General features: G+C 63.8%; 24 protein-coding genes. 5 read left to right on the top strand and 19 right to left on the bottom strand.

Going from position 1 to position 22,083, the window contains the following annotated elements; translation table 11 throughout:
• The first annotated feature begins 3 nt into the window (after positions 1–3).
• The 3 genes from flgL (at position 4) to QRN51_RS08555 (ending at position 3,341) form a co-directional block, all read left to right on the top strand.
• Positions 4–891 (top strand): flagellar hook-associated protein FlgL, encoded by an 888-nt coding sequence (flgL, locus tag QRN51_RS08565; RefSeq protein ID WP_284989470.1) that lies wholly within the window; start codon positions 4–6, stop codon positions 889–891.
• Positions 888–1,274 carry a flagellar assembly protein FliW gene (locus QRN51_RS08560; RefSeq protein WP_284989469.1) on the top strand — a complete coding sequence of 129 codons (387 nt, stop codon included), beginning with the start codon at positions 888–890 and terminating at the stop codon, positions 1,272–1,274. The genes flgL and QRN51_RS08560 overlap by 4 nt, the downstream gene beginning before the upstream one ends.
• Before the next feature lie 501 nt (positions 1,275–1,775).
• Entirely contained in the window at positions 1,776–3,341 is a 1,566-nt protein-coding gene (locus tag QRN51_RS08555) for an APC family permease (RefSeq protein ID WP_284989468.1), read from the top strand.
• A 71-nt stretch (positions 3,342–3,412) separates the two neighbouring features.
• Here the strand turns inward: QRN51_RS08555 and QRN51_RS08550 are convergent, their stop codons facing one another.
• From QRN51_RS08550 to QRN51_RS08505, 10 genes are all read right to left on the bottom strand, one after another.
• On the bottom strand, positions 3,413–3,958 hold the full coding sequence (locus QRN51_RS08550; protein ID WP_284989467.1) for an AMIN-like domain-containing (lipo)protein: 546 nt from the start codon (positions 3,956–3,958) through the stop codon (positions 3,413–3,415).
• A gap of 371 nt (positions 3,959–4,329) precedes the next feature.
• A complete protein-coding gene (locus tag QRN51_RS08545; protein ID WP_059388261.1) occupies positions 4,330–4,632 on the bottom strand; it encodes a DUF4193 domain-containing protein in 303 nt (100 codons plus the stop codon).
• 144 nt (positions 4,633–4,776) lie between these two features.
• Complete coding sequence (locus QRN51_RS08540; RefSeq protein WP_172465532.1) at positions 4,777–4,953, bottom strand: hypothetical protein; 177 nt, start codon at positions 4,951–4,953, stop codon at positions 4,777–4,779.
• Between the two features lie 56 nt (positions 4,954–5,009).
• Positions 5,010–5,858, bottom strand: a complete 849-nt coding sequence (locus QRN51_RS08535; RefSeq protein WP_284989466.1) for a DUF6454 family protein — start codon at positions 5,856–5,858, stop codon at positions 5,010–5,012.
• On the bottom strand, positions 5,839–7,386 hold the full coding sequence (locus tag QRN51_RS08530; RefSeq protein WP_284989465.1) for an inositol monophosphatase family protein: 1,548 nt from the start codon (positions 7,384–7,386) through the stop codon (positions 5,839–5,841). The genes QRN51_RS08535 and QRN51_RS08530 overlap by 20 nt, the downstream gene beginning before the upstream one ends.
• Positions 7,383–8,462 (bottom strand): ABC transporter ATP-binding protein, encoded by a 1,080-nt coding sequence (locus QRN51_RS08525; RefSeq protein WP_284989463.1) that lies wholly within the window; start codon positions 8,460–8,462, stop codon positions 7,383–7,385. Before QRN51_RS08525 ends, QRN51_RS08530 begins: the two co-directional genes overlap by 4 nt.
• Positions 8,463–8,493: 31 nt before the next feature.
• Positions 8,494–9,357, bottom strand: coding sequence for an ABC transporter permease (locus tag QRN51_RS08520; RefSeq protein ID WP_284989462.1), 864 nt, complete (start codon positions 9,355–9,357; stop codon positions 8,494–8,496).
• A complete protein-coding gene (locus tag QRN51_RS08515; RefSeq protein ID WP_284989461.1) occupies positions 9,357–10,319 on the bottom strand; it encodes an ABC transporter permease in 963 nt (320 codons plus the stop codon). Before QRN51_RS08515 ends, QRN51_RS08520 begins: the two co-directional genes overlap by 1 nt.
• Positions 10,316–11,476 (bottom strand): extracellular solute-binding protein, encoded by a 1,161-nt coding sequence (locus QRN51_RS08510; RefSeq protein WP_284989460.1) that lies wholly within the window; start codon positions 11,474–11,476, stop codon positions 10,316–10,318. Before QRN51_RS08510 ends, QRN51_RS08515 begins: the two co-directional genes overlap by 4 nt.
• A 172-nt stretch (positions 11,477–11,648) precedes the next feature.
• The gene (locus QRN51_RS08505) at positions 11,649–12,467 is read right to left on the bottom strand and encodes a COG4705 family protein (RefSeq protein ID WP_284989459.1); all 819 of its coding nucleotides are present in this window, start codon (positions 12,465–12,467) and stop codon (positions 11,649–11,651) included.
• Positions 12,468–12,585: 118 nt separating this feature from the next.
• Here QRN51_RS08505 and QRN51_RS08500 point away from each other — a divergent pair, with 118 nt between their 5' ends.
• Positions 12,586–12,900 (top strand): hypothetical protein, encoded by a 315-nt coding sequence (locus tag QRN51_RS08500; protein WP_284989458.1) that lies wholly within the window; start codon positions 12,586–12,588, stop codon positions 12,898–12,900.
• Between the two features lie 20 nt (positions 12,901–12,920).
• On the opposite strand, the gene QRN51_RS08495 is transcribed toward QRN51_RS08500, so the two are convergent.
• The 8 genes from QRN51_RS08495 to QRN51_RS08460 form a co-directional block, all read right to left on the bottom strand.
• Entirely contained in the window at positions 12,921–13,238 is a 318-nt protein-coding gene (locus QRN51_RS08495) for an ArsR/SmtB family transcription factor (protein WP_284989456.1), read from the bottom strand.
• Positions 13,235–13,717, bottom strand: a complete 483-nt coding sequence (locus QRN51_RS08490) for an SRPBCC family protein (protein WP_284989454.1) — start codon at positions 13,715–13,717, stop codon at positions 13,235–13,237. Before QRN51_RS08490 ends, QRN51_RS08495 begins: the two co-directional genes overlap by 4 nt.
• A gap of 66 nt (positions 13,718–13,783) precedes the next feature.
• Positions 13,784–14,977: a virginiamycin B lyase family protein gene (locus tag QRN51_RS08485; protein WP_284989453.1), complete on the bottom strand. Its 1,194-nt coding sequence runs from the start codon at positions 14,975–14,977 to the stop codon at positions 13,784–13,786.
• Positions 14,978–15,065: 88 nt separating this feature from the next.
• Entirely contained in the window at positions 15,066–15,737 is a 672-nt protein-coding gene (locus QRN51_RS08480) for a response regulator (RefSeq protein ID WP_059388273.1), read from the bottom strand.
• Positions 15,734–17,362, bottom strand: a complete 1,629-nt coding sequence (locus QRN51_RS08475; protein ID WP_284989451.1) for an ATP-binding protein — start codon at positions 17,360–17,362, stop codon at positions 15,734–15,736. Before QRN51_RS08475 ends, QRN51_RS08480 begins: the two co-directional genes overlap by 4 nt.
• Positions 17,363–17,442: 80 nt before the next feature.
• Entirely contained in the window at positions 17,443–18,825 is a 1,383-nt protein-coding gene (locus QRN51_RS08470; protein WP_284989450.1) for an amidase, read from the bottom strand.
• Entirely contained in the window at positions 18,818–18,994 is a 177-nt protein-coding gene (locus QRN51_RS08465; protein WP_284989448.1) for a hypothetical protein, read from the bottom strand. The genes QRN51_RS08470 and QRN51_RS08465 overlap by 8 nt, the downstream gene beginning before the upstream one ends.
• Before the next feature lie 8 nt (positions 18,995–19,002).
• Positions 19,003–20,391 carry an amidohydrolase family protein gene (locus tag QRN51_RS08460; protein ID WP_284989447.1) on the bottom strand — a complete coding sequence of 463 codons (1,389 nt, stop codon included), beginning with the start codon at positions 20,389–20,391 and terminating at the stop codon, positions 19,003–19,005.
• 81 nt (positions 20,392–20,472) lie between these two features.
• On the opposite strand from QRN51_RS08460, the gene QRN51_RS08455 reads away from it, so the two are divergent.
• A complete protein-coding gene (locus tag QRN51_RS08455; protein WP_284989446.1) occupies positions 20,473–21,393 on the top strand; it encodes a polysaccharide deacetylase family protein in 921 nt (306 codons plus the stop codon).
• Here QRN51_RS08455 and QRN51_RS08450 read toward each other — a convergent pair.
• Positions 21,383–22,072 carry a maleate cis-trans isomerase family protein gene (locus tag QRN51_RS08450; protein WP_284989445.1) on the bottom strand — a complete coding sequence of 230 codons (690 nt, stop codon included), beginning with the start codon at positions 22,070–22,072 and terminating at the stop codon, positions 21,383–21,385. The two genes, QRN51_RS08455 and QRN51_RS08450, sit on opposite strands and share 11 nt — an antisense overlap.
• Positions 22,073–22,083 lie beyond the last annotated feature (11 nt).

The following is a 22,083-nucleotide window of genomic DNA, read 5'->3' as shown; positions in this document are numbered from 1 at the left end:
GCCATGCTGAACCGTGTCACGAACCAAACGATGTCCGCGGCTGCGCAACTGAACCTGCAGGCCGGGCAGGCCAAGCTCGCCGCGCTGCAGGACAAGGCCAGCAACCTCAAGAACATCGCCAGGCCCTCCGACGATCCCGCGGCCACGGCGAACCTGCTCGCCACGAAAAGCCAGCTCAGTGCCGCCGGACAGTATTCGAACAACATCGACGACGGCAATGGCTGGCTGACCACCGCCGATTCCGCCCTCGGGCAGGCCACCAACATCCTCAACCGGGTCCGTGACCTCGCGGTCCAGGCTGCCAACGGTTCCCTGAACAGCAACGCCAAGGAGGCGATCGCCGTCGAAATCGAAGGCCTCAACAAGGACCTCCTGGCCCAGGCGAACACGCAGTACCTGGGCCGCAATGTCTTCGCCGGGAGTTCCGATTCCGCCGGCGCGTTCAGCAACGCCACGCCACCGGTCTTCAACGGAACGCCAGGCAGCACAGTGGAACGGCGGATTGACGCGACACAGACGGTGCGGGTAGACGCCGACGGCGGTGCGATCTTCGGTGACGGCGCCGGCTCCGTCTTCGCTTTGGTGAGCAACGTCGTCGCCGATATCCGCTCCGGCGCGGATGTCAGCGGGCGTTTGACGGCGATCGGCGACAAGATCAAGTCGGTTGTCAACGGACGCGCGGACGTCGGTGCCAGGCAGACCAAGCTCATGCGCGCCCAGGACTCCGTCGACGGACTAAAGGCCTCGCTGGACGCACAGCGCTCCGGAATTGAAGACGCAGACATCGGAAAGGTCGTCATGGACTTGAAGCTGCAGGAAACCAACTACCAGGTTGCCCTCGCGGTCACCGCCAAGACGCTCCAGCCCACGCTCATGGATTTCCTGAAATGAGCACCGCACAGGCTTTCCGGGCGTTGAGCTTCACCGCGCCCATGCCCGGGCTTGAAGCTTCCGGCGGCTTCGCCTTGCGGGGAATCGACGGCGCCCCCGGGCTCTACGCGATGGAGTCGGCGAGCCCGCGGATCCGGATGTTCCTGGCCGAGGCCGTCGTGTACGTTCCGGGCTACGCGCCCGCCATCCCCCGCTCGACACTGGACGATCTCGGCCTGGACCGGGCTGAGCTGGCAACCACGTTGGTGGTGGTCAACCCGAGCCCGGAGAAGACCACGGTAAATCTCGCGGCCCCGATCGTGCTGAACCCGGAAACCGGACGCTGCACGCAGCTTCTCCTCGATAGCAAGGAATACCCCCTCCGGGCCGAGCTGAGCTCCTAAGCAGCACGCCTCCCCCGGACGCTCGCTCACTTTTGGGTCCCTTCCGGCCGACGCTCGCTCAGATGATCTGAGCGGGCGTCACCGCTTTTGGCCCCATATGTGAGCGAGCGTCCCTTCTTGAGCCGCGGGGATCCCAGGATCGCGGGATCGCGGCTCGCTAAACCCGCTTGGCCTCCCCCGACGCTCGCTCACTTTTGGGCCGTTTCCGGCCGACGCTCGCTCACTTTTGGGCCGTTTCCGGCCGACGCTCGCTCAGAAGTTCCACTCCGAACCAAAATTGTTTGGTCAAACCACTTGCGCCAGGGCTTCTCCCCGTCCATACTAAATGAACGTCATTCATTTAGTGACTCCCGTCTCACCGGAGAACAGCCATCATGATCTGCACCACCTACCCGGGCGCCCCAACCTCCCCCGCCCGCCATCAGCTTCGATGACCCCGCAGACGGCTTTCACTGCAACACCCAGCAACAACCTTCGGCCCATCTAGAAAGAGCCAAGCACATGACTCAAATAACCCGCCCAAGCGCCAGGAAAACCGTGGAGGCCCACGATCCCGCCGGCACCGAGCACGGCATCAGCGGCAAAGGACTCAAGACGGGGCAGCTGGGGCTCCTCGCCGTCGTCGTCCTTGGTATTTCTTCCGTGGCGCCCGCGTACAGCCTGACCAGCTCACTGGGCCCGGCGGTCAACGCGGTAGGCCTGCAACTCCCCGCGATTTTCATCGTCGCCTTCATCCCGATGATCCTCGTGGCGTTCGCCTACCGGGAGCTCAACGCAGACTCGCCGGACAGCGGCACCACCTTCACATGGGCAACCAAGGCTTTCGGCCCCTTCATCGGATGGATGGGCGGCTGGGGGCTGCTTGCCGCGAACATCATCGTCCTTTCCAACCTGGCAGGCGTCGCGGTGGACTTCTTCTACCTCTTTCTCGCCCAGGTTTTCGGCAACCCCGATCTTGCCGACCTCACCTCCAACAAAGCCTTGAACATCGCCACGTGCCTGGCCTTCGTGGCACTGGCTGTCTGGGTCAGCTACCGGGGACTTCACGCTACCAAACTCGTGCAGTACGCCATGGTGGGATTCCAGGTAGTGGTCTTGGGCGTGTTCATCGTCATGGCCCTCACCCATGCCTCCTCCGGCGACACCCCGACGGCTATCGCCTTCAGTTGGGACTGGTTCGACCCCACGAAGATCAGCAGCTTTGAGCAGTTCGCTGCCGGCATGTCCCTCGCGGTCTTCGTCTACTGGGGCTGGGACGTCTGCCTGACGGTCAACGAAGAGACCAAGGGCGGCAAGGGTACTGCCGGCAAGGCGGGCACCACGACGGCGATCGCGGTGCTGGGTCTCTACGTCGCCGTAATCGTCGCAACCATGATGGTGGCTGGCGTTGGTGGGGACGGCATCGGGCTCAACAACCCGGACAACCAGTCCAATATCTTCGCCGCGTTGGCGTCCCCTGTGATGGGTCCTTTGGCCATCCTCATGTCTTTGGCCGTACTCGCAGGCACAGCGTCGTCCCTGCAGTCCACTATGGCCTCCCCCGCCCGAAGCCTTCTCGCCATGGGTCACTACGGCGCCCTTCCGCAGAAGTTCTCCTCCGTGAGCAAGCGCTTCGGTTCCCCCGGATTCGCAACCATCATGGCCGGGGCTATCTCCGGCGGGTTCTACGCGATCATGAAGGTTGTCAGCGAGAATGTCCTCAACGACACCATCCTGGCTCTGGGCTTGATGATCTGCTTCTACTATGGAATGACCGCCTTTGCCTGCGCTTGGTACTTCCGGCACAGCGTATTCAGCAGCGTCCGCAACTTCTTCATGCGGCTGCTTTTCCCGGTGATCGGCGGCGTGGTTCTGACCCTCGTCTTCATCCAGACGGCGGTGGACAGCTGGTCCCCCGACTTCGGCAGCGGTTCCGAGATTTTCGGCGTCGGCCTCGTATTCATCATCGGCGTGGGCATCCTGGCCCTCGGAGCGGTGGTCATGGTGATCATGGCCCGCGTCCGTCCCGGCTTCTTCCGCGGCGAAACCCTTCGCAAGGACACACCGGCCCTCGTGGTTCCCGAATAAGCCAGCAACTCTCAGCGTGGCAGAAGCCCTGTTCCGGCATCACCCGGAGCAGGGCTTCTGTTGTAGTTGCTTCACCACATGTGCGCGACGTCGATCACCAGCCGCGATCCCGTTCCCGGACCGGCCAGCGTGAAGACCCTGAAGGGGAGCCGGGCGCGGACACCCAGGCCAAGGCTCGTGTATCCCTCGAAGCTGCCCGCGAAGGCCACTTGCCGGAAAGTCTTGTAGTCCGAGACGTTCGTGAGCTCGTTCTTGTCGGCCGGGTTGTACGTGGCATTGCCGCTGGAACTATAGGCGGGGGCGTTGACCGTGACTTGCAGGAACGCATTGCCCCTCAGCTCGACGGGAAGTCCCGAGCCATCGTGGAGTACTTGTGGAACGTAGCGGATTGAATAGCCGGCAACGGCGCCATTCAGGTCGATCACCAGGCGGTCAAAGCACGGTTGCTGCCCCGTCCGGACATTCACCACTTGCGCTTGGGTCAGCGCGGGGTTTGACTTCGCCAACGATCCCCACGCGATCCCGCAATACGGGGCTGCCGACGCTTCCCCTGGAACCACTAGACCAAGCCCGGCGGCCACTACCAAAGCTGCCAACCACGCGTAAAACCTTCTCACTTGGGCCCACTCCCCTTGAATTCTTGAGCGATCCGATACCTCAAGCGTAGGAGCGTCCGGCCCCTTGAGAGAGCTTCGTATCCGCTTCGGCGCCCAACTGTTAACAGGCTTCGCGAAGGGTCACGAGGACGTAATTCAACGGTCTGCTTCCCGCGGTTTTCCGGGGTTTCGGCGCCGTCTCGCGCCTCTGTTCGTTATCACGGATAACGACGTCGGAGCGCTTGCCGGCATCGATTGCTCCGTAACTGTCGTTTTGAACGCTCAGAACGACAGTTACGGAGCAATCGATGGGCCTACGCATGCAAAAGCCCCGCCCGACTGGTTTGGGGATGCTGGATTCCAGTCGTGCGGGGCTGATTTGCGTGCGGGGTTTAGCCTTCGCAGTCGCGGCAGTACTTGAGGCCGTTCTTTTCCAGCGCGATCTGCGAGCGGTGACGGACCAGGAAACAGGATGAACACGTAAATTCATCGGACTGCTCCGGGACAACGATGACGGTTAGTTCTTCGCCGGACAGATCGGCGCCCGGAAGATCGATGCCCTCGGCTGTGTCGTTCTCGTCGATGTCGATGACAGCAGTCTGGGCACCGGAGCCGCGCGATGCCTGAAGGGCCTCGAGCGATTCGGCGGGAGACTCTTCTTCGGTCTTGCGTGGGGCGTCGTAATCGGTAGCCATTGGTGTGGTTCACTTTCGTTGCTGCATAGTGCCATTTCAGGCACCTCAGTGAAGCAGTTTAGGGCATAGTACACGCCGTCAACGAATAGTGTGTTCAACAAGACATTTGGCCACGTAAGAACCCCGGAATCCCGGGGGTTTTCGCTACTCTACGACGCGGATTTTCCGCGCTTGGGCGTCGGCAATGGCCACACCGCTGAGCGCCGGGAGCCAACCGTAGCGGGTGGTTTCAGTGGCTCCGGAGGCCCCCAGCTCGGCAGCGTCGTAGAAGTAGGCAGCTTCGATCCAGGCGCTCACCTTGGACATGATGGATACGATCATGCGGCCACGCTATCGAGGCCCGGTTCAAGACCCGTTTCCGCTCTGTCACAGCCGTGTTAAATGATCCTGTAGCTCAGTATCCGCGTGCCGCCGTCGTCGTCGCCGTCGTCGGGCGCCGCGTGAATCAGCAGCCCGGATTCATCCGCAGTGACGGTGACAGGGTTGCGGGTGATGACGTGACCGGCGCCGCTGAACACGCCGATGGGCACGTCCCACGTGATTCTTTGCCGCAGCGGTTCCACCAGGGCCAGCCCTCCGAGTTCAAGGACACCACCATCAACCTGCGGCAACAGGGAAATCCCGCTGCACAGCAGAAGTCCCGGACCGAGGAGCTGGGCATCCTGGTAGTCGACGAAGTGGCCAGGGTTCTCCCACTGATCCACCAGGCGGCCTTCCGTGTTCCAGGTGTAGAGCTGCCGGGAACCCCAGCTTCCGCCGAACACCAGGTCCATTCCGGGATCGCGCACGATCCAACCGATGTGGTCCTCCACCCGGAATCGCTCGCGGACCTCGAAGGTGCCCGGATCGATCGTATAGATGGTGCTTCTGCTCGCGGCCCGGTACTCGGCGACGGAAACCCAGACGTGGTCGCCGTCGAAATCGATACCCCCGGGGTGATACGCCGCGTCCTCGCCGACGGGAATATCGCGAAGCAGCCCACCGTCCGGCCCGAGGACGAACACGTGCCCGTTCCCCCGCCCCGGAGTCCGTAATGCCGGATCCGCCGCGGGGCGCGGCGCATCGAGGATCTCAACGGAGGACAAGAACGTCAGCCCCTTGGCGAAGGCCATGCCCTGCGGGTGGTGGGTCGGAAAGTCGAGGCTGAACTCCCCGACCAGCTTGAAGCGGCTCCGCCGGTCGAGTGCGGAAAGAGCGGCGAGAAGCTCAGTCCCCCGCATCGGCATGGGCCTGCCTCCACAGCTCGTAAAGCTCGGCGGCGTATTCCGGACGGGCCGCAAGGACCCCGCCGGTTTCCGGGAACGTGTCCATCTCGCCTTCGGAATTGAGGACGACGCCACCGGCCTCCTGAACAATGAGCGTCGCCGCCAGGTGGTCGATCGGGCTGAAGCACCCGATGATCGCCCCGGCACCACGCCCGGCAGCTACGCCCACCACCGTCATGGTCGCTGAACCCATGATCCGCATGATGCTGTGCCGCTCGCCCAGCTCCGCGAGCAGTTCCAGCATCCCGGGCCACGGCAAGTGCCCCGCGAGTTCGGTCGCCACCACGGTTCCGGCCAGGGCCGACGTCGGAACTCCCGCGGAAGCCAGCGATAGCGGCTTTCCGTTGAGCCACGCACCGTGACCGGCCCACCCCTCGAAAATCTCGCCACGCCAGGGATCTGCGACGACGGCGACCGCGGGCTTGCGGTCCACGGCCAAGGCAAGCGAGAACGCCGTCCACGGAATCTGGTTTACGTAATTGGTGGTCCCGTCGACGGGATCAAGGTACCAACACGGTGCGCCGGGCACGGCGACTCCGCCCATTTCCTCGCCAACCACCGTGTGGCCGGGAAGGCGGGCCGCAATCACTTCGCGGACGTGGCGCTCGACGGCGACATCGACTTCCGTGACCAGGTCGGCAGGGTGCGCCTTGGTTGAGACCAGGCCGCGATCGGCGTCGCGCATGTACCCGACGGCCCATTCGGCCAGCTCCAACGCGACTTTCCGGGACTCAAGGACCTCGTCTCCGGCCAGTCCCCCGGGAGCCTGGGCCGAAGTCCATGCCTGTGGGTCTTCGGCGATGGCGCTTTGCAACAGGTCCAGTTGGTTGCTCGTGATCGAGTCCACGCCGAGTCCCAATGCCCAGCGCATGGTTTCCAGGTTGTCCACGGTCCAGCACGCTACTTTGGCTCCCGCGGCGTGGATCTGTTCCACCATGCCCTTGCTGAGGACCACGTGCTCGGAATTGACGAACTCGGGACCCAGTTCGGCCAGCAACTCCTCCGGCGGGGCAGTCCTCTTGCTCCAAGGCAGCCAGATCCGGGCATCCTTATCGAGGGCGCGGATGATCCGCATCCCGTCCAGGTTCCCGCACCAGGCCACTTCGATGCCGCTTTCGCGTACGACGGCGGCAGTCGCCTTCGCGGGGCCGGGCTCGTCCATGTCGATGAGCAAGGTTGACCGGCTGTCGCGAAAGAGCTCAAGGGCTTCGGATAGCAGGGGAATACGTTCCTTACCGGCGCCCAGTTGCCTGATGCGGTCATACTCGACGTCTGCAACGTCCGCATCGAGGCTCCAGATCCTGAGCAGCGAGGCATCGTGGAGCAGGATCACCTGCCCGTCCTTCGTTACCCGGACGTCCACTTCCACGAGGTCCGCACCCGCGTCGATGGCTGACGCTATGGCGGGCAAGGTGTTCTCCAGATATTTGCTGGAGTCGCCCCGATGGGCCGCGGCCCGGGTCCTTTTGGTGTCAATCGTGTTGCTCACAGTGCGGCACCTGCCTCTCCTACCAGGCGTCCGTCCCGGAAGGTCATGGCCTTGCGGATCCCCGCATATGTCTGTTGGCCGGGCTGCATGAGCTCTCCGCTGACAAAGCTGCGGAGCCGGGCGTCGGCCCTGCGCACGTACACTTCCTGGAAGTGTCCGCGCGGGACCACCCTCTCGACGGTCGCCGGCACAGCACCTGCGAAGGGGGCGTCTGCCAGGATGACGTCCTCGGGCCGGATCCCGAGAATGTCCGGGCCCGCAGTGATGAGTCCGCCGTCGAGCGAGCCTTCCAAGCGATTCATGCTTCCGATGAAGGTGGCGACAAACTCGGTTTCCGGGCGGGCGTAGAGCGCTTCCGGGGTGCTGTATTGCTCGATCCGGCCTGCATTCATGACGGCGATGCGGTCCGACATGGACATCGCCTCTTCCTGGTCGTGCGTGACGATGACCGTGGTGATGCCCAGTTCCTGCTGGATCTTGCGGATGTCTTCGCGCACTTTGACACGTAGTTTCGCGTCCAGGTTGCTCAAGGGTTCGTCAAGGAGCAGGAGCTTGGGCTCCTGGACGAGTGCCCTGGCCAATGCCACGCGTTGCTGCTCGCCGCCGGAGATGCGTGCCGGTTTGGAATCCGTGTGGTGCAAAAGGCTGACCAACTCCAGGACGGCTTCCACCCTGCCCTTGATCTCAGCCTTGGACATTTTGCGGAGCTTCAGCGGGAAGCCGACGTTCTTGGCCACGGTCATGTGGGGCCACAGCGCGTAGTTCTGGAACACCATGGCGCTGGGGCGGTTCTCCGCGCCGAGGTGAGAGACCTCCTGGCCTTCCACCTCAATGGAGCCGGAGTCCGGCTCCAGGAAACCGGCGATCATGCGCAGCGTCGTTGTCTTGCCGCAGCCGGAGGGCCCTAGCAAGGACACCAGCTCGCCCTCCTTTACCGACAGATCGAGGTTGTCGATGATGGTGCGGCCGCCGAGGATCTTGTGGAGGCCGCGGATGGTCAGGCCACCGCCCGACGCCGGAGTGCCCGGCCTTGTTGTGCTGGCAGGTGGTTCAGTCAATGGTTCATGGATTGTCATGGGTTCTCTGTCTGACATTGAGCGCGATGCGCTATTTGATCTGGAAGCCTTCGGCGAGCTGGCCGCCGAGGATGTGCTTGTGCGCCGCGAGCATGAGGGCCACGGAGGGGATCGCCAGCAGGATCGAGAAGACGGCAGCCACCTGGGTGGGGTAGTTCAGCACCAGGCTGTACATCTGCGTTGGCATGGTCATGAAGGCCGGTGCACCCACCAAGTACGTTCCTTGTGCTTCGTCGAAGGACGCCAGGAAGGACATCACGGCCGCGACGATAATCCCGGGCAGTGCCATGGGGAGAGTCACGGAAGTGAACACGCGCAATGTGGAGGCTCCGGCGTCGCGCGCTGCTTCCTCAAGGTTCCGCGGCACGGCAGCGAACGCTGCCGCCGGAATCCACGTCATGAACACCACGGTGCCCAGCACGTGCACCACGAGGATTCCCAGCACCGTGTTCATCAGGTTCAAGGCGTAGAAGAGCGCAGCGAGGGTGACGAACAAGCCCATCTTGGGGAAGGCGTTGGTCGCGAACAGGCTGATCAGGAAGAAACGGCGTCCGGGAAAATCAAAGCGGGCGAAGGCGTACGCGGCGGGCAAGCAGATGATCGCAGACACAAGGACCGTCAGCGGGGCGAAGAACAAGGAGTTCTGCACCGCGATTCCGAGCGCGCCGTCGTTGACCACCACCTGCCACCAGCGCAATGTCCAGTCATCGGGAAGGAGGTTGGGGAAGGTCCAGTTGCCGGCGAAAGCACGAACGCCGAGCCAGAGCAGCGGGCCAAGGATGAAAACGATCATGAGGACCACGAACAGGCCCACCAGCGCACTGCGGACAATCGAGTCCAGCGTGAGCGGCCGGCGGGTGCGGGACCCAGCCGGGGATCCGGTAGGGAGAGCCATCAGACTTTCCCCTGTTCCTTGGCGGAACGGAAGTTCGCCCACACGTAGAGCGCGGCGATTCCGGAGGCAATCAGGAAGACAGTGAAAGCCATGACCGCCGACTGCTGTGGCTGGTTGAAGGCAGAGAAGTAGTTGGACATGTCCACTCCGAGCATGTTCGGTGAATTGGGCCCGGTGAAGTACGGGACCGTGAACGATCCAACAATTCCAATGGCCGTAAACGTCGTCGCGATGATGATGGGAACAGCGGCCATGGGAACGATTACCGAGACGATCGTGCGCAAGGAGCCGGCACCGGCGTCGCGGGCTGCTTCGATCATGGCGTTCGGCACGGACTGCAGTCCGGAGGAGACCATGAGCACCGCGAAAGGCAGGGAAGTCCAGACCGAGCCGATGATGACCGTGACCATGGTGAAGGCCCACACGGGGAAGTCAAGCCCGAAGAGGGCAAAGACGCTCCGGAGGAAACCGGTGCCGGAGTAGAAGGTCAGGATCGCCCACGAGGCGATGACCACCGGGATGAAGAGCGGCACGATCGCCAGTCCGGAAAGGAGGCGGGCCATTCGACCGCCTTTCAGCTTGAGGTAGAGCCCAATGCCCAAGGCCAGGAAGATGACCGTTGCCGTGCTGACCAGCGTCACGATGACGGTGACCAGGAGGTCCCCGAGGAAACGCTTGTTGGTGAACATCTCCTGGTACGCGGCCAGCGTTCCCCACCAAGCGTCCGCCTCGTGCACGTTCTGGCCAATGGTGGCGATGGTGTGGTTCAACCCGCCGGTCAGGCCAATGCTGAAGCCGAACGCGAGAACGATCGGGAAGCCGACGAAGATCGCGATCAACAGGATCGGCGGCAGTGCCATGAAAAACCCGACGGCGCGCTGGCCCAGGCGCTTGGGGCGCGTGGTACGAGCCGGCGGAACTGTTTGTTGCAGTTCCGCCGGCTTGTGAAGCGTGGTTGTCACTGGCCGGGAACCTTCTGGTCCCAGAGGTTGTTCAGGTCTTTGCCCATCTGGTCGAAGTAGCCCTTGCGCAGGTTGTTGGTGTCTGCGTCCTTGAACTTGTCCTTCACATCAGCCGGAAGTTTGTCCAGGCTGATGGCCGGGAATCCGGACATTTCCTTGATGATCATGGTCTGTGCCTCCGGCGAGAGGACGAAGTTTGCAAGCTTCAGCGCCGCTTCCTGACGGGGCGAGGACTTGGGAATGCCGAGGTAGGCGGCGCCGCCGGTGAACGACGGGTTGCTGATCTGGGTCGCCTTCACGGTGGACGGGATCTGGCCGTTGGTCAAGCCGGTGATGAACTGGTCAGACCACACCGGAGCCATGGAGATCTGTCCCTTGGCGAGCAGGTCAAGGGTCTGCTGGTTGCCGTTGGGGTAGACGCCGCCCTGGAAGACGGACGAGTTGAGGTCCTTCAACGTCGCGAAGCCCTGGTCCCAGTACTTCTCGAGATCCTTCTCGTAGCCCACCGTCATCTTGGCGCGGGCGTCGGCCGGAACGAACTTGTCCAAAACGGTGGCAACGAATGCACCGCCGGACCCACCGGACTTGGGCGAGTTGTAGGTGAACTTGCCCGGGTTTGCCTTGATCCAGGCGAGCAAATCGTCGAGGGTCTTCGGCGGAGTGGCAACCGTCTTGGTGTCATATGCGAGGAGCACCGCGGAGCCGCGGTACGGGATGCCACCGGTGCCGCCGGCCTTGATGACGTCCTGCGGGACATCGTTCAATGCCGGAATGGTCTGGGAACTCACGGAGGTCAGCAGATTGGCTGCGGAAGCCTTGGAAACGAAGCCGCCATCGACGAGGTCGAAGTCAGGTTCCTTGTTCTGCTCCGTGGCGCTGGTCAGTTTCGCCAGGGTCTGGGAATCGTGCTCGCCGTGCAGATCGAGGGTGACCTTCACGTTGTAGCCGGGGTTGGCCTTTTGGAAGGCGGGAACAAGGCTCTTTTCCCACAGGTTCTGGACGTTCGTGTCCCCGCTGATGAAAACGGTGATCGTCTTGTCCGGGGATGCGCTGGCGCCATTGTTCTGGGCCGTTGCGGTGCTGCTTTGAGCGCAGCCGGTCACAGCGGTGGCTGCAACAACGGCGACGGCGGCCGCTGCTAGAAAGCGGTTGGTCATGGTGTTCCTTCATCTTGAACCGAAAAGTCCCCCAAGGGCAGGAACTACCATCCAAGGGCAAGGTGAAGGAGTGGGTCATGGCCCATGAATCCGGGGTTAACCCGAGGAAGAATTAACGCAAATATGTCAGGACATACGAACAACAGCACGAAACGTTTTGCAGTGGATCGCCCTACTTGCGGGCTCGCTTCCAACCGATCGTCAGGAACGTGACCAGGACCGCTATCGCCGCGGCCAGGGCCAGGCTGACCGGGCCGGTTCCCCAGTCGAGTCCCCCTCGGTCAGGAGAAACAGCGGTCCAGTCGGAGAAGGACGCCCCCAATGGCCGGGTCAGGATGTACGCGAACCAGAAGGCCGGGATCGCCGCCAGCAGGCGACGCCAGCGGGCCAGTGCCGGGACAGCGATGACAACCGCGAACATGATGCCCGAGGCGAGGTAACCGAGGCCCAGCGAGTAGGCGGCCAGGTCCCCGGTAGCCGTGCCGAGGGCGAAGGTTGTCAGCACAGCGGCCCAGTAGAAAGCCTCCCGACGCCGGGTGGTGATGCTATGGATGGAAAGGGTCTTCTCGTTCCGGTGCCAGAGCAGGAAGACAACAGCGAGAGCCACGGTGAAGAAGAGGGTCGACGCCAGATAGGGGACGCCAAGTCCGACGTGGACAGCGTCCGCAGCCATGGTCCCAAACACACTGACCATCGCGACGGCGGTCCAGTACACCCAAGGGATGTAGCGGCGGACGCGGAACTGGAGGACCAGCGAAATTACCAACGCCGCAAATCCGAGGCCCAGAGCGATCTCGGGCTCAAAGCTGTGCACCAGGAAATCGGACGTGGTTTCGCCCATCCCGGTAGTGAGGATCTTCACTACCCAGAACAAGACGGTCACCTCGGGTACTTTCGAGGCGGAAGCTCGGGCGACGGCTTTCTGCAGTCGATCGCCAGCAGCTACGGTGTCCTTGGCCCGCGGGCTAGCGGTGAGTTCTTCGGGCATCATGGCCCCCATTGTTCAGGGCTTTCCCGAGCGTTTCCCGAATGTGACGCGTGGGGCCCTCGCCCTGACACGGTGACGAAGCCCCCAAGCCACCCCGCGCCATTCGCGGGATAATGGAACCATGGCCGATCAGGATCAGGATCCTTGGGATGAGTTCGACAGGCTCAAGCCCGCGGGACACGATCGCGTCCAGGGCTATCCGGGAGGAGAACCCTTGGGTTTTGGCTTCCAGACGGGCGTGCGGAGCGCAAGGGTGGCCTTTGGTTTCGCCGTCTACACTCTGGTCCTCGGAACCGTTCTGGTCTTCGTCGGAATCATCGACTTCATCGGCACCGGCGAGTTGCTGTGGCTCGGACTGATGGTGCTCATCGAGGCCGCCTTCATCTACGGATTCATCCAACTGGCGCACCAAGCGCGCAACCGACGCTCAACTTAGGCGCGCCCGTTGTCGAAGAATTACAGTCCCTCCGCGATCCGCTTGATCGCGGCCAGGCGGCGGTCCCACTCTGCGCCGATGCGCTCGAGGCTGCGTGCCGTCTCGCTCAGCTGTGAGCCGAGCACCCTGTAGCGCAGTTCGCGGCCCACGCGCAGCGATTCAACGAGTCCGGCTTCCTGCAGTACGGCGAGGTGCTTGGCGATCGCTTGCCGGGTGACCGGGAGCCGCCCGGCGAGGGCCGACGCCGATGCGTCGCCCTCGCCGAGGGCAGCCAGGATGCTCCACCTCGTCTCGTCGCCGAGTGCGGCGAACACTGGAACCAGGGTGCTCGCGGTCACGACCCACCCTCGACATAAGCGGCCAGTTCGTCGAGTTCCGAGTCCCAGCCCTGGCGGTGGCTCTCCATGTTGAACGCCGGATCGCTCGTCGTGTCGAAACCGGTCTCGACGACGGTGAGCTGCGTTCCGCCGTCGAGCGCTTCAAGCGTGAAGCGGAAAACGGTCGAACGTTCAGGATCGACCTCGGTGGGCTGGGTGCCGCGCGCGTCGTCGTTGCTCCAGCGGTAGGCAATCATTCGGGGTGGGTCGAGCTCCTCGATCCGCACCGGGAAGGCGCCGTATCCTTCGAAAGAGAAGACACCGCCGGCGCCGACGGCGACGTCGTCGAGGACGGCGGTCTGTCCGAACCATCGCGCGATGTGCTCGGCTTCGGTGATCGCGGCCCAAACCTTCTCGATTGGTGCTGCGATGGTGATGGTGCGCCTCACGGTGAACTCGCCGGCGTCGACGACGGAGGCCTGGTTTGCAGTCATAGTCATGATTCTGTTCCTTTCAGTCAGTTACTGCAACTACAGGGTTGCATTAACCTAAAGAAAGAGCAACCCCTAGGTTGCAGATCGAGGCTTGCCGCCGTCGCCAAGGGCGGATCTCTTGCGGCGTCCCGAGGCCACGATGAAGGCTGCGACGGCGATTGCCACTATCGCGGCGGCGCCGCCGATTGCAGTGATGATGCTCCAGGGGCTGACAGTACCGTCGTCGGATTGCGTTCCGGTAGTGGTGGCCGCAGACGCGGGCTTCGAGGCTGCAGAGGTTGTTGCGCCCGGAGCGATGGCGGAGTATCGGGACACCGAGCCGTCGCCGGTACCCTTGCCCGGGCTCGTCACGATGAGCGTCCCGTCCGGAGCCACAGCCAGATGGCCGGAGTTCTTATCAGTGGGAATGGAGGATCCCACAGCTGTTGCGCCCGGCGGGACGACGGACAGCACACGGTCCTGGACAGTGGTCACGTACAGGGTTCCGTCCTGCCCGACGGCTGCCTCTTGGGGGCCTCCCGGGACGAAGATACGGTATGCGACCGTATCAGTGTCCGGCTTGATGACAGCTACCCGATCGGAACTGATGTTGGTGACGTAAATTGTTCCGTCGGGCCCGGCCGCGATCCCGTGGGGGTTCTCGGTGTTGCCGGGTGTCGAACTAACCTGAATGGTCCGTGAGACGGCGCTCGCTCCGGAAGGAATGACCGAGACCGTCCCTGCGATTTGGTTCGCGACGAACGCGGTGCCGTCCTTCGTGACTGCGACCTCCACCGGCCCTGCTCCGACGGGTACTGTCCGGCCCACGGTCGATCCGTTCGGTGCAATGACCGACACGGTGTGCTCCGAGTGGTTCGGAACATAGATCGTCCCATCAGGTCCTGCGGCGATCAGATGGCTCCCCGGGGAAACCGGAATTCTCCGGGCCACGCCGCTCGCGCCAGCAGGAATAACGCCCACGTCGTACTGATTGCTGGCGCTGTCCCGTTCCGCGACGTACAGGGTGCCGTCCGGGGCCAATGCCAGGCCGGAGGTATATCCTCCCGTGGTGATAGTCCGGGAAGGCTTAGCGTCTCCGGGCGGTATCACACTGATGCCGCCGGCCGCTCCATAGTTGCCGACATACGCAGTGCCGTCGGAACCAACCACCACGCCAACGGGCACCCCGCTCACGTCCAGAACTTCCGAAGGTGCCGCCATCGCAGGCACAGCGCCCAGATAGGCGAACGCCGTCGCGGCCACGACGGCCAGGCTCCAAATTTTCACTCTTCTTCCCCCAAAATCCCCACAACGGCGCTGGACGCCGGCTCAGCGGAGCGTGCTCCGCGTCTGCAGCATATCCCGCCGCCGGTCCTCACCCCTTGCGCGGCAGATACGTGTTGACCGGGCGGCCGGTCGAACCGTAAGCCAAATGCAGGTCAACTAGTCCTTTGCGTTCGAGTTCGCTGAGATAGCGCTGGGCCGTCGGGCGGCTGATGCCGACGCTGCCGGCAATCTCCGAGGCACCCAAAGGCTCCGTGGAGTGAACCACCATGTCGAGGACTTTTTGCATGGTGGGCGGCAGGCGCCGGGGTGCTTTCGCAGGGGGAGCCGTCCGGCGCAGGCTGAAGAGCTGGTCCACGGTCGCCTGGTCGGCCACGGTCCGGGACTCCGCTTCCTGCCGCCAGCGCCGATAGGCCTCGAGTTGGGTTTGCAGCTGCTCGAAGCCGAACGGTTTGACGAGATAGTACACCGCTCCCCCGCGCATGGCGGCCCGCACGGTCTCAAGGTCCCGGGCGGCGGTGATCATGACGGCGTCGAGCTTTTCGCCGGCCCCCTGAAGGGACCGCAGTAAACTGATGCCGTCTTCATCGGGGAGGTAGACATCCAGCAGAAGAAGGTCCGGTTTGAGCCGCTGCACGGCTTCCCTGGCCTCCGCCGCGGTGTGTGCCTCGCCGACGCATTCGTATCCCTCGATTTTGGCTACGCGGCTGGCGTGGATGCGCGCTACGCGGAAGTCGTCGTCGACCACCAAGGTGCGGATCATTCGATCGATTTTCCTGTCATGGCCGGGGTTTCGGATTCCAAACGCGGTTCCGGTAACCAGATTTCAAAGCGTCCCCCGGGTCCGGGGAAAACATCCATGGTTCCTCCCGCACGGTGAACGATCCGGCTCACCAACGCAAGGCCTATCCCGCGGCGCATTCCCGGCCGCGGTTCTTTGGTGGTGAAACCGTCCGCGGTGATCGTGCCCACCAATTCTGCAGGAACACCGGGGCCATTGTCGGTCACGCAAATGAAAATGCCCGAGGAGTCGTCCAGTTGGATGGTCACCTCACGGGGTGTGGGTTGCTCCGCGAGGATCTCGACGGCGTTGTCCAGGAGGTTCCCTACGATCGTCAGCAGTGCTTGCGTTTCAAGGAACGGTTGGCGCAGTTGCGAGTCGTCAGTCACCGATATTTCCACATCCTGCTCGGCAGCCACGGTGATTTTCGCGAGCAGCAGCGCCGCGAGCTCCGGCGGCTCGATCCGCGAGCGCAGTCCTTCGCCAAGTGAGCGCGAGGTGTCCGAAATCCGCGATACGAAATTCCGCGCCTGGTCCACATCTCCAAGCTCCAGGAGTCCATCCACCACGTGGAGACGGTTGGCGTACTCATGCTCCTGTGCGCGCAAAGCTTCCATCAGGCCTTCGACCGAGCGAAGGTCGCGGACGAGGCCCTCAACCTCGGTACGGTCACGCAATGTGACCACCGAGCCTATGCTCCTTCCAGCCAAGGCAACGGACATCCGGTTCACCACCAGCAAGGCGTCCTCAGTGATCACGATCTGGTCGGTTCCGCTGATCTCACCCGTCAGGAGGGAACGAAGCCGTCCGGGCGGCAGAAGATCCTCGATCTTCTCTCCCAGCACGTTTTCTTCCAGATGTAGCAGGGAGCGTGCCTCGGAGTTGATGACGGTGACCCGGCCGTCGTCGTCGAAGCCGATCATCGCCTCGCGGATGCCGTGCAGCAAGGCTTCGCGCTCTTGCAGGAGGGACGCAATCTCCACCGGTTCGAGATCGAAGGTGACCCGCTTGATTCGGCGCGCCAGAAGGGCCGAACCCATGGCACTGATCACGAGCACCACGGCTGAATAGCCGGCGATCAGCAACACCTGCTTGGTGAGTTCGCTGCTTTCCGTGGTCTCCAGGATTCCCACCGAGACCTGCCCGACGACGGTCCCGTCCGCCGCGCGCACCGGCGCCTTGGCGTTGACTGAGTCGCCAAGGCTGCCTTTGTCTATTCCGACGTGGGTCTGCCCGTCAAGGACCGCGACGGGTTCTTCCAGGGTCTGCCCGATGAGGTTTGGATTCGGGTGGGAGTACCGGACACCTTTCCGATCGGTGACCACGACGTAGTCCGGCTGTGCCTGGGACTGGACCTTGCTCGCGATCGCCTGAATCGAGTGCGTGGGATCTCCGTCCCCCAGCGACGTCACGATTTCCGGCATTTGCGCCACCGTCGTGGCGATTCCCAGCGCCCGGAGCCTGTACTGGTCTTCGAGGGTCTGGTTGCTGATCTGGGTGTAAAGAAGCGCGCCCAGAGTGACTGTCACAAAGAGGATGCAGAGCAACCACACCAGAATCTGGGAGGCAAGGGGCCGGGCCTTCCAGCGCGCGCCGAAAAATCGCAAGCCACGCGACTCTGGATGCACTGCCAACCTCTTCCTACTCTCCTAGTAGCTTATGTGACAAAGTTCACGGCTACTACGGCTCAGCGGCGCACCGGCACCTTGGCATGCCACGAGGTATGTTTCTCATAGACGTGCGCGATGCCCAAGAGATCCGCCTCCGCGAATTCCCGTCCCAGGAAATGCATCCCCACCGGCTGTCCTCCGGCAAATCCGCACGGGATGCTGAGTCCGGGCATTCCGGTGAGGTTGGCCGGCGAGAGCATCATGAGCGCGCTGGAGAGGGAATCCTTCCCCGTTGAGCCGGTGAGCGAATGGGACATGTCAGCTTCGATCGGCGCGATGGACGGCAGCGTCGGGGACACCAAAGCCTGGACTCCTGCGTTGTCCATGGCAGTCCGCAGGGAGGCGCGAAGAGACGAGCGCACTTGATGCGCCAACTGGACGTCCTCGCGCGGCACCAAGGCGCCGGTTTCGATCATCACGCGGGTTCCGCGGAGATACTTGTCAGCGCTGCTGGCCAATAGTTCGCGATGGTGTTCAACCGATTCGGACAGCGAAATCGCCAAGCTCGCCGGCAGGGCCATCTTCAGTTCCGGGAGGGACACCTCAACAAGCTCCACCCCTAGTCCTTGCAAAACCATCAGAGCCTGTTCAAGGACCGCGGCCACTTCCGGAGCGACCTCCCACTCGGCCCAGGCGCCACGATCCACCGCCACCCGGGTCGGGGCCGGCATCGCCTCGGGGAGCACCATCTCCTGAAGGCGTGCCGCCGTCGCGGGCTCCAGCATGCCTTGGAGCAGCACCGCACAATCCGACACGTTTCGAGTGATCGGACCGATGTGGTCAAGAGTATGGCTGACGTTGAGAACGCCCGAACCGTCCACCAGTCCGGCCGTGGCTTTGAGGCCCACCAGCCCGTTCACCGACGCCGGATTCCGCACGGATCCACCGGTATCCGTGCCCAGGGCGCCCGGTGCGCTCCCGACGGCCACGGCCACTCCCGAACCGATGCTGGACCCGCCGGCGTAGCGCTCCGCCCCCCAGGGATTTTTCGACGGCGGGGTCCCTTGTCCGAAGGCGAACTCATGGGTCACCGTCTTGCCCAGGATCACTGCCCCGTTCCGCCGCAAGTGCCTCACCACACCGGCGTCGTCGGAAGCAACTCGGCCCCTGAGCGCCAGGGAGCCGCCTTCAGCCGGCATCCCGCGCACGTCGATGACGTCCTTCACGCCAAGCGGAATCCCGTGGAGCGGTCCGAGAAACTCTCCGCGCGCCGCGCTATTGTCCGCGGCGCGGGCCGCGTTTCGGGCGCCTAGCCGGTCGACGTGGACCCACGCATGCACTGAATCTTCGGTGGCCTCGAGCCGCCCGATGACGGATTCCACGAGTTCGGCCGCCGAAAGTTCGCCGCGGCGCAGGAGCCCGGACGCCTCCGTGATTCCCAGTTCCCATGCTTCAGTCATTCGCGCCACCTCCCCGGGCTTCCGGCAAACGTCGGGGGTCGAAATCGGCCCTCAACGCGGCCATGCCGCGCTGAAAGTCATTGAATGAGCGTTCGACGGCGGCCGCGTCCTCCCGCTGGATGGCCTCGCCAACCAGCTCGATGAGTCGCGCGGACTGCTCTGGAGTCAAGAGCCCGTTCACCGGTGCGCCGCCGGAGTCAGCCGACCGTCCCGCACCACGCAGACGCCGCCGACGAAGACGAACCGTACGTCGCGGAAGTCTTCGGCGCTGGCGACGACGACGTCGGCATCCCGTCCCGTTTCAATCCGCCCGCCGTTCGGCGCAATCCCCGGAATCAACCCGGTCACAGCGGACGTCGCCATGGCCACTGCTCCGGCCAAGGTTCTGTAGCCATGCTCGGCCACATCCTGCACGGCCGAGATCAATTCATCGTGGTGGCCCTCGTGGCCGTAGTCCGTGGCGAGGACATCTACCAGCCCGGGCTCCTGCAGCAGAACATCCCAGTGCTCCCGCGTGGTCACGGTCTGTTTGCGGTGCAGGAGGTCGAAAACCGAGACTTCGGCCGGCCAACCATGGTCCCTGCCGAGCTTGGCCAGCGCAAGCGCCTCCGCGGGGGTGTGCGAGGGGTGGTTGGCGTGCGAGGCAATGACACTCGCCTTCGACCCGCCTGCCGTGGCCCGTGGTGCCCCGTCCATGAGTTCGCGCATGACCCGGGCTGTCGCGGCTGCACTGTGCACAATCGCCGGGACGCCGAACCGAGCCGCGGCCTGGACGCCCTCCCGGATGCCGTTGAGTGCTGGCTCGATGGAAGGCAACACGGAATCCGCGATGATATTCCGCAATTCGACGAGGCCGATGTGTCCTTCCAAGCCGGCATCGGCGGCCGCGGCGCGCAGTTCGGCCATGTCGCAAGCCTCGGGATCGATGAAGCGGCCAAGGACGGCTTCCTTCATCCGCCGGGCCTGCGCCGAGTGCACGCGCACGCCGCTCGCCTTTTCGATGGCGCGGGGGATATAGCTCAGGTCCTGCCCTCCCCCGCCGAGGGTTTGTCCGCCGCCGAGCTCGCCGATCGCGATCGCACCGTCGTCGAGCATCTTCTCCACCGTGCTCTGGCCGGCCTGGGCGGGCAGTCCCCTGCCGTCAGCCAGTCGTGCGGCCCGCTCAGCCTCGGGCAAATACGTCGTTGCTCCGCGGACATGGACCGCATGGCGGCTGTCGGCTTCCCGGACATGGTCCATGGTGCAGAAACCGCAAAGGTTCAGCACTGTGGTGGTTCCCGCAAGAAGGTGGCGGTCAAGATTCGCCAGCCACTCGTCGTCGGGCAGCGCAGGGGCGCCGCTGGGCATGAGTGGCCCGGGAGTCACGCCGTGGACGTGGCTATTGATGAGACCAGGCATCACGACGCATCCGCCCGCATCGATCATCTCGCCGTCGAACGCTTGATCGCGATCCCAACGCTCGAGAACGTCGGCGACGCGACCGCGGCGCAGGATCACTGCTCCCGTTTCGAGCACCGTAGTGCCTGTGCCTGGCACTACGGTGCCACCGTGGATGAGCGTAGACATTCGACTCCCTATCGATTACGTTCATGATATCGAAGTATCTTCACTATAACCACAGAGAAAAAGCGCAGAGGAGATTCCACAGTGCCAGTCCCCTCCACCTCCCGGGATTTCGTGGGCTACGGCGAGCATCCACCGGAGTTCCGCTGGCCTGGGGATGCACGCGTTGCCGTGTCCCTGGTGATCAATGTCGAAGATGGAGCGGAGCGCAGCATCGCCCGCGGGGGCCCAGCGGACGATCTTGGAGCCCACTGGATCAAGCACCCCGCCCACCCCACGGTCCGGAACCTCACGCTGGAATCCGCTTTCGAATACGGATCACGGGCAGGCATCTGGCGCGTGTTGCGCATTCTGAGGCGCCACGACGCGAGGGCAACGGCTTTCTGCTGCGCCACGGCGCTTGAGCAAAACCCGCAGATCGCTGCTGCGCTCGTCAGGGACGGCCACGAAATTGCCGACCACGGTTACAACTGGGATACCCACGCCGGGCTCGCTCCCGAGGAGGAGCGCGCGCTCATTACCGCTTCCCGCGACTCCATCGCCCGGAGCACCGGCGTTCCGCCGACCAGCTGGTACTCCCGCGACGGACTCAACCCTGGCACGCGGGACATTCTCGCCGCCGCTGGATTCATGTACGAGTCCAATAGCTTCAACGATGACTTGCCGCACTCCGGAACCGGGATGGACAAGGCGGGGAAGGACGGAACAGGGTTGCCCGTGCTGCCCTACGCCGGTGACACCAACGACTCGGGCCTCTTCAGGCAGTTCCCCACGGCCACCGCGTTCGCGCGCCACTTGTGCGGCACGCTCGACATGATGCTCACTGACAGCCGGCACGGCCCGTCCGTCATGAACGTGGGCTTGCACCCGCGCCTCATTGGCCGGCCTGCCTACGCCGCCGCCCTGGATGCGTTCTTGTCCCACGCGGGCAAAAACCAAGCGTGGATTGCGACGCGATCGCAGATCATCCAGGCCTGGCTGCTGAAGACGAGCCCTAGGCCCTAGCGAGCAGCGCGCCCCAACCAGGGATCGGGCGCGCAGTTCCGGCCAGCCGGAGGAGATGCCACAGCGTGGCTGTTGCGCTGTCGACCACGGGCACGCCGAATTCGGATTCGAAGCCGGCCGCAAGATAGGCGGAGCGAAGGTTCGTCCCGATGCAGACCACCGCGTCGACGTCGGAACCATCGGAACCAAAGGCGGGCTGCATGAGCGCTCCGATTTCGGTGCTGGACATCCGCGAGATCTCCGGATTGGACATCGACGTCGCGGGCACCGAGGAACGGACTACTTCCAGGCCGCTGGCTGCGTACTCACGTTCAATGAGTGCCACGATGCCCGCGGGGCCGGGAAAAACGACGGCGACCCGGCCGGCGTCGAGCGCTTCCAGGGCGGCCACGAGCGCGAGGGACGCCGTGGTGGCTGGCGCGCCGGTGGCCTGCGTCAATGATTCGGCGAGTGCCCGGTCGCCTTCGAGGCCGGTCCAGGATCCCGACGTTCCATGGAACGCGATGGCATCCAGCTCAGCATCGCTGAGCAGTGACGGCGCGTCGCCGAGAACCGTCGCATCGATGCGGTCATCGAGGTCCGCCGGGAGCCGGAAGCGGCTGTAGTGGACGCCGACGTCGGGCGATCCGGCCAGGATGTCGGCTGTCAGGGACTCCGCGTTCGAGTTCGACGACGGCACGAGCATTCCCA

The organism is Arthrobacter sp. efr-133-TYG-120 (genome assembly GCF_030209785.1).
In the GTDB taxonomy this organism is placed as follows: Bacteria; Actinomycetota; Actinomycetes; order Actinomycetales; family Micrococcaceae; genus Arthrobacter.
The sequence above is the reverse complement of the archived record's forward strand: the minus strand, read 5'-3'. Positions and strand labels throughout refer to the sequence as shown.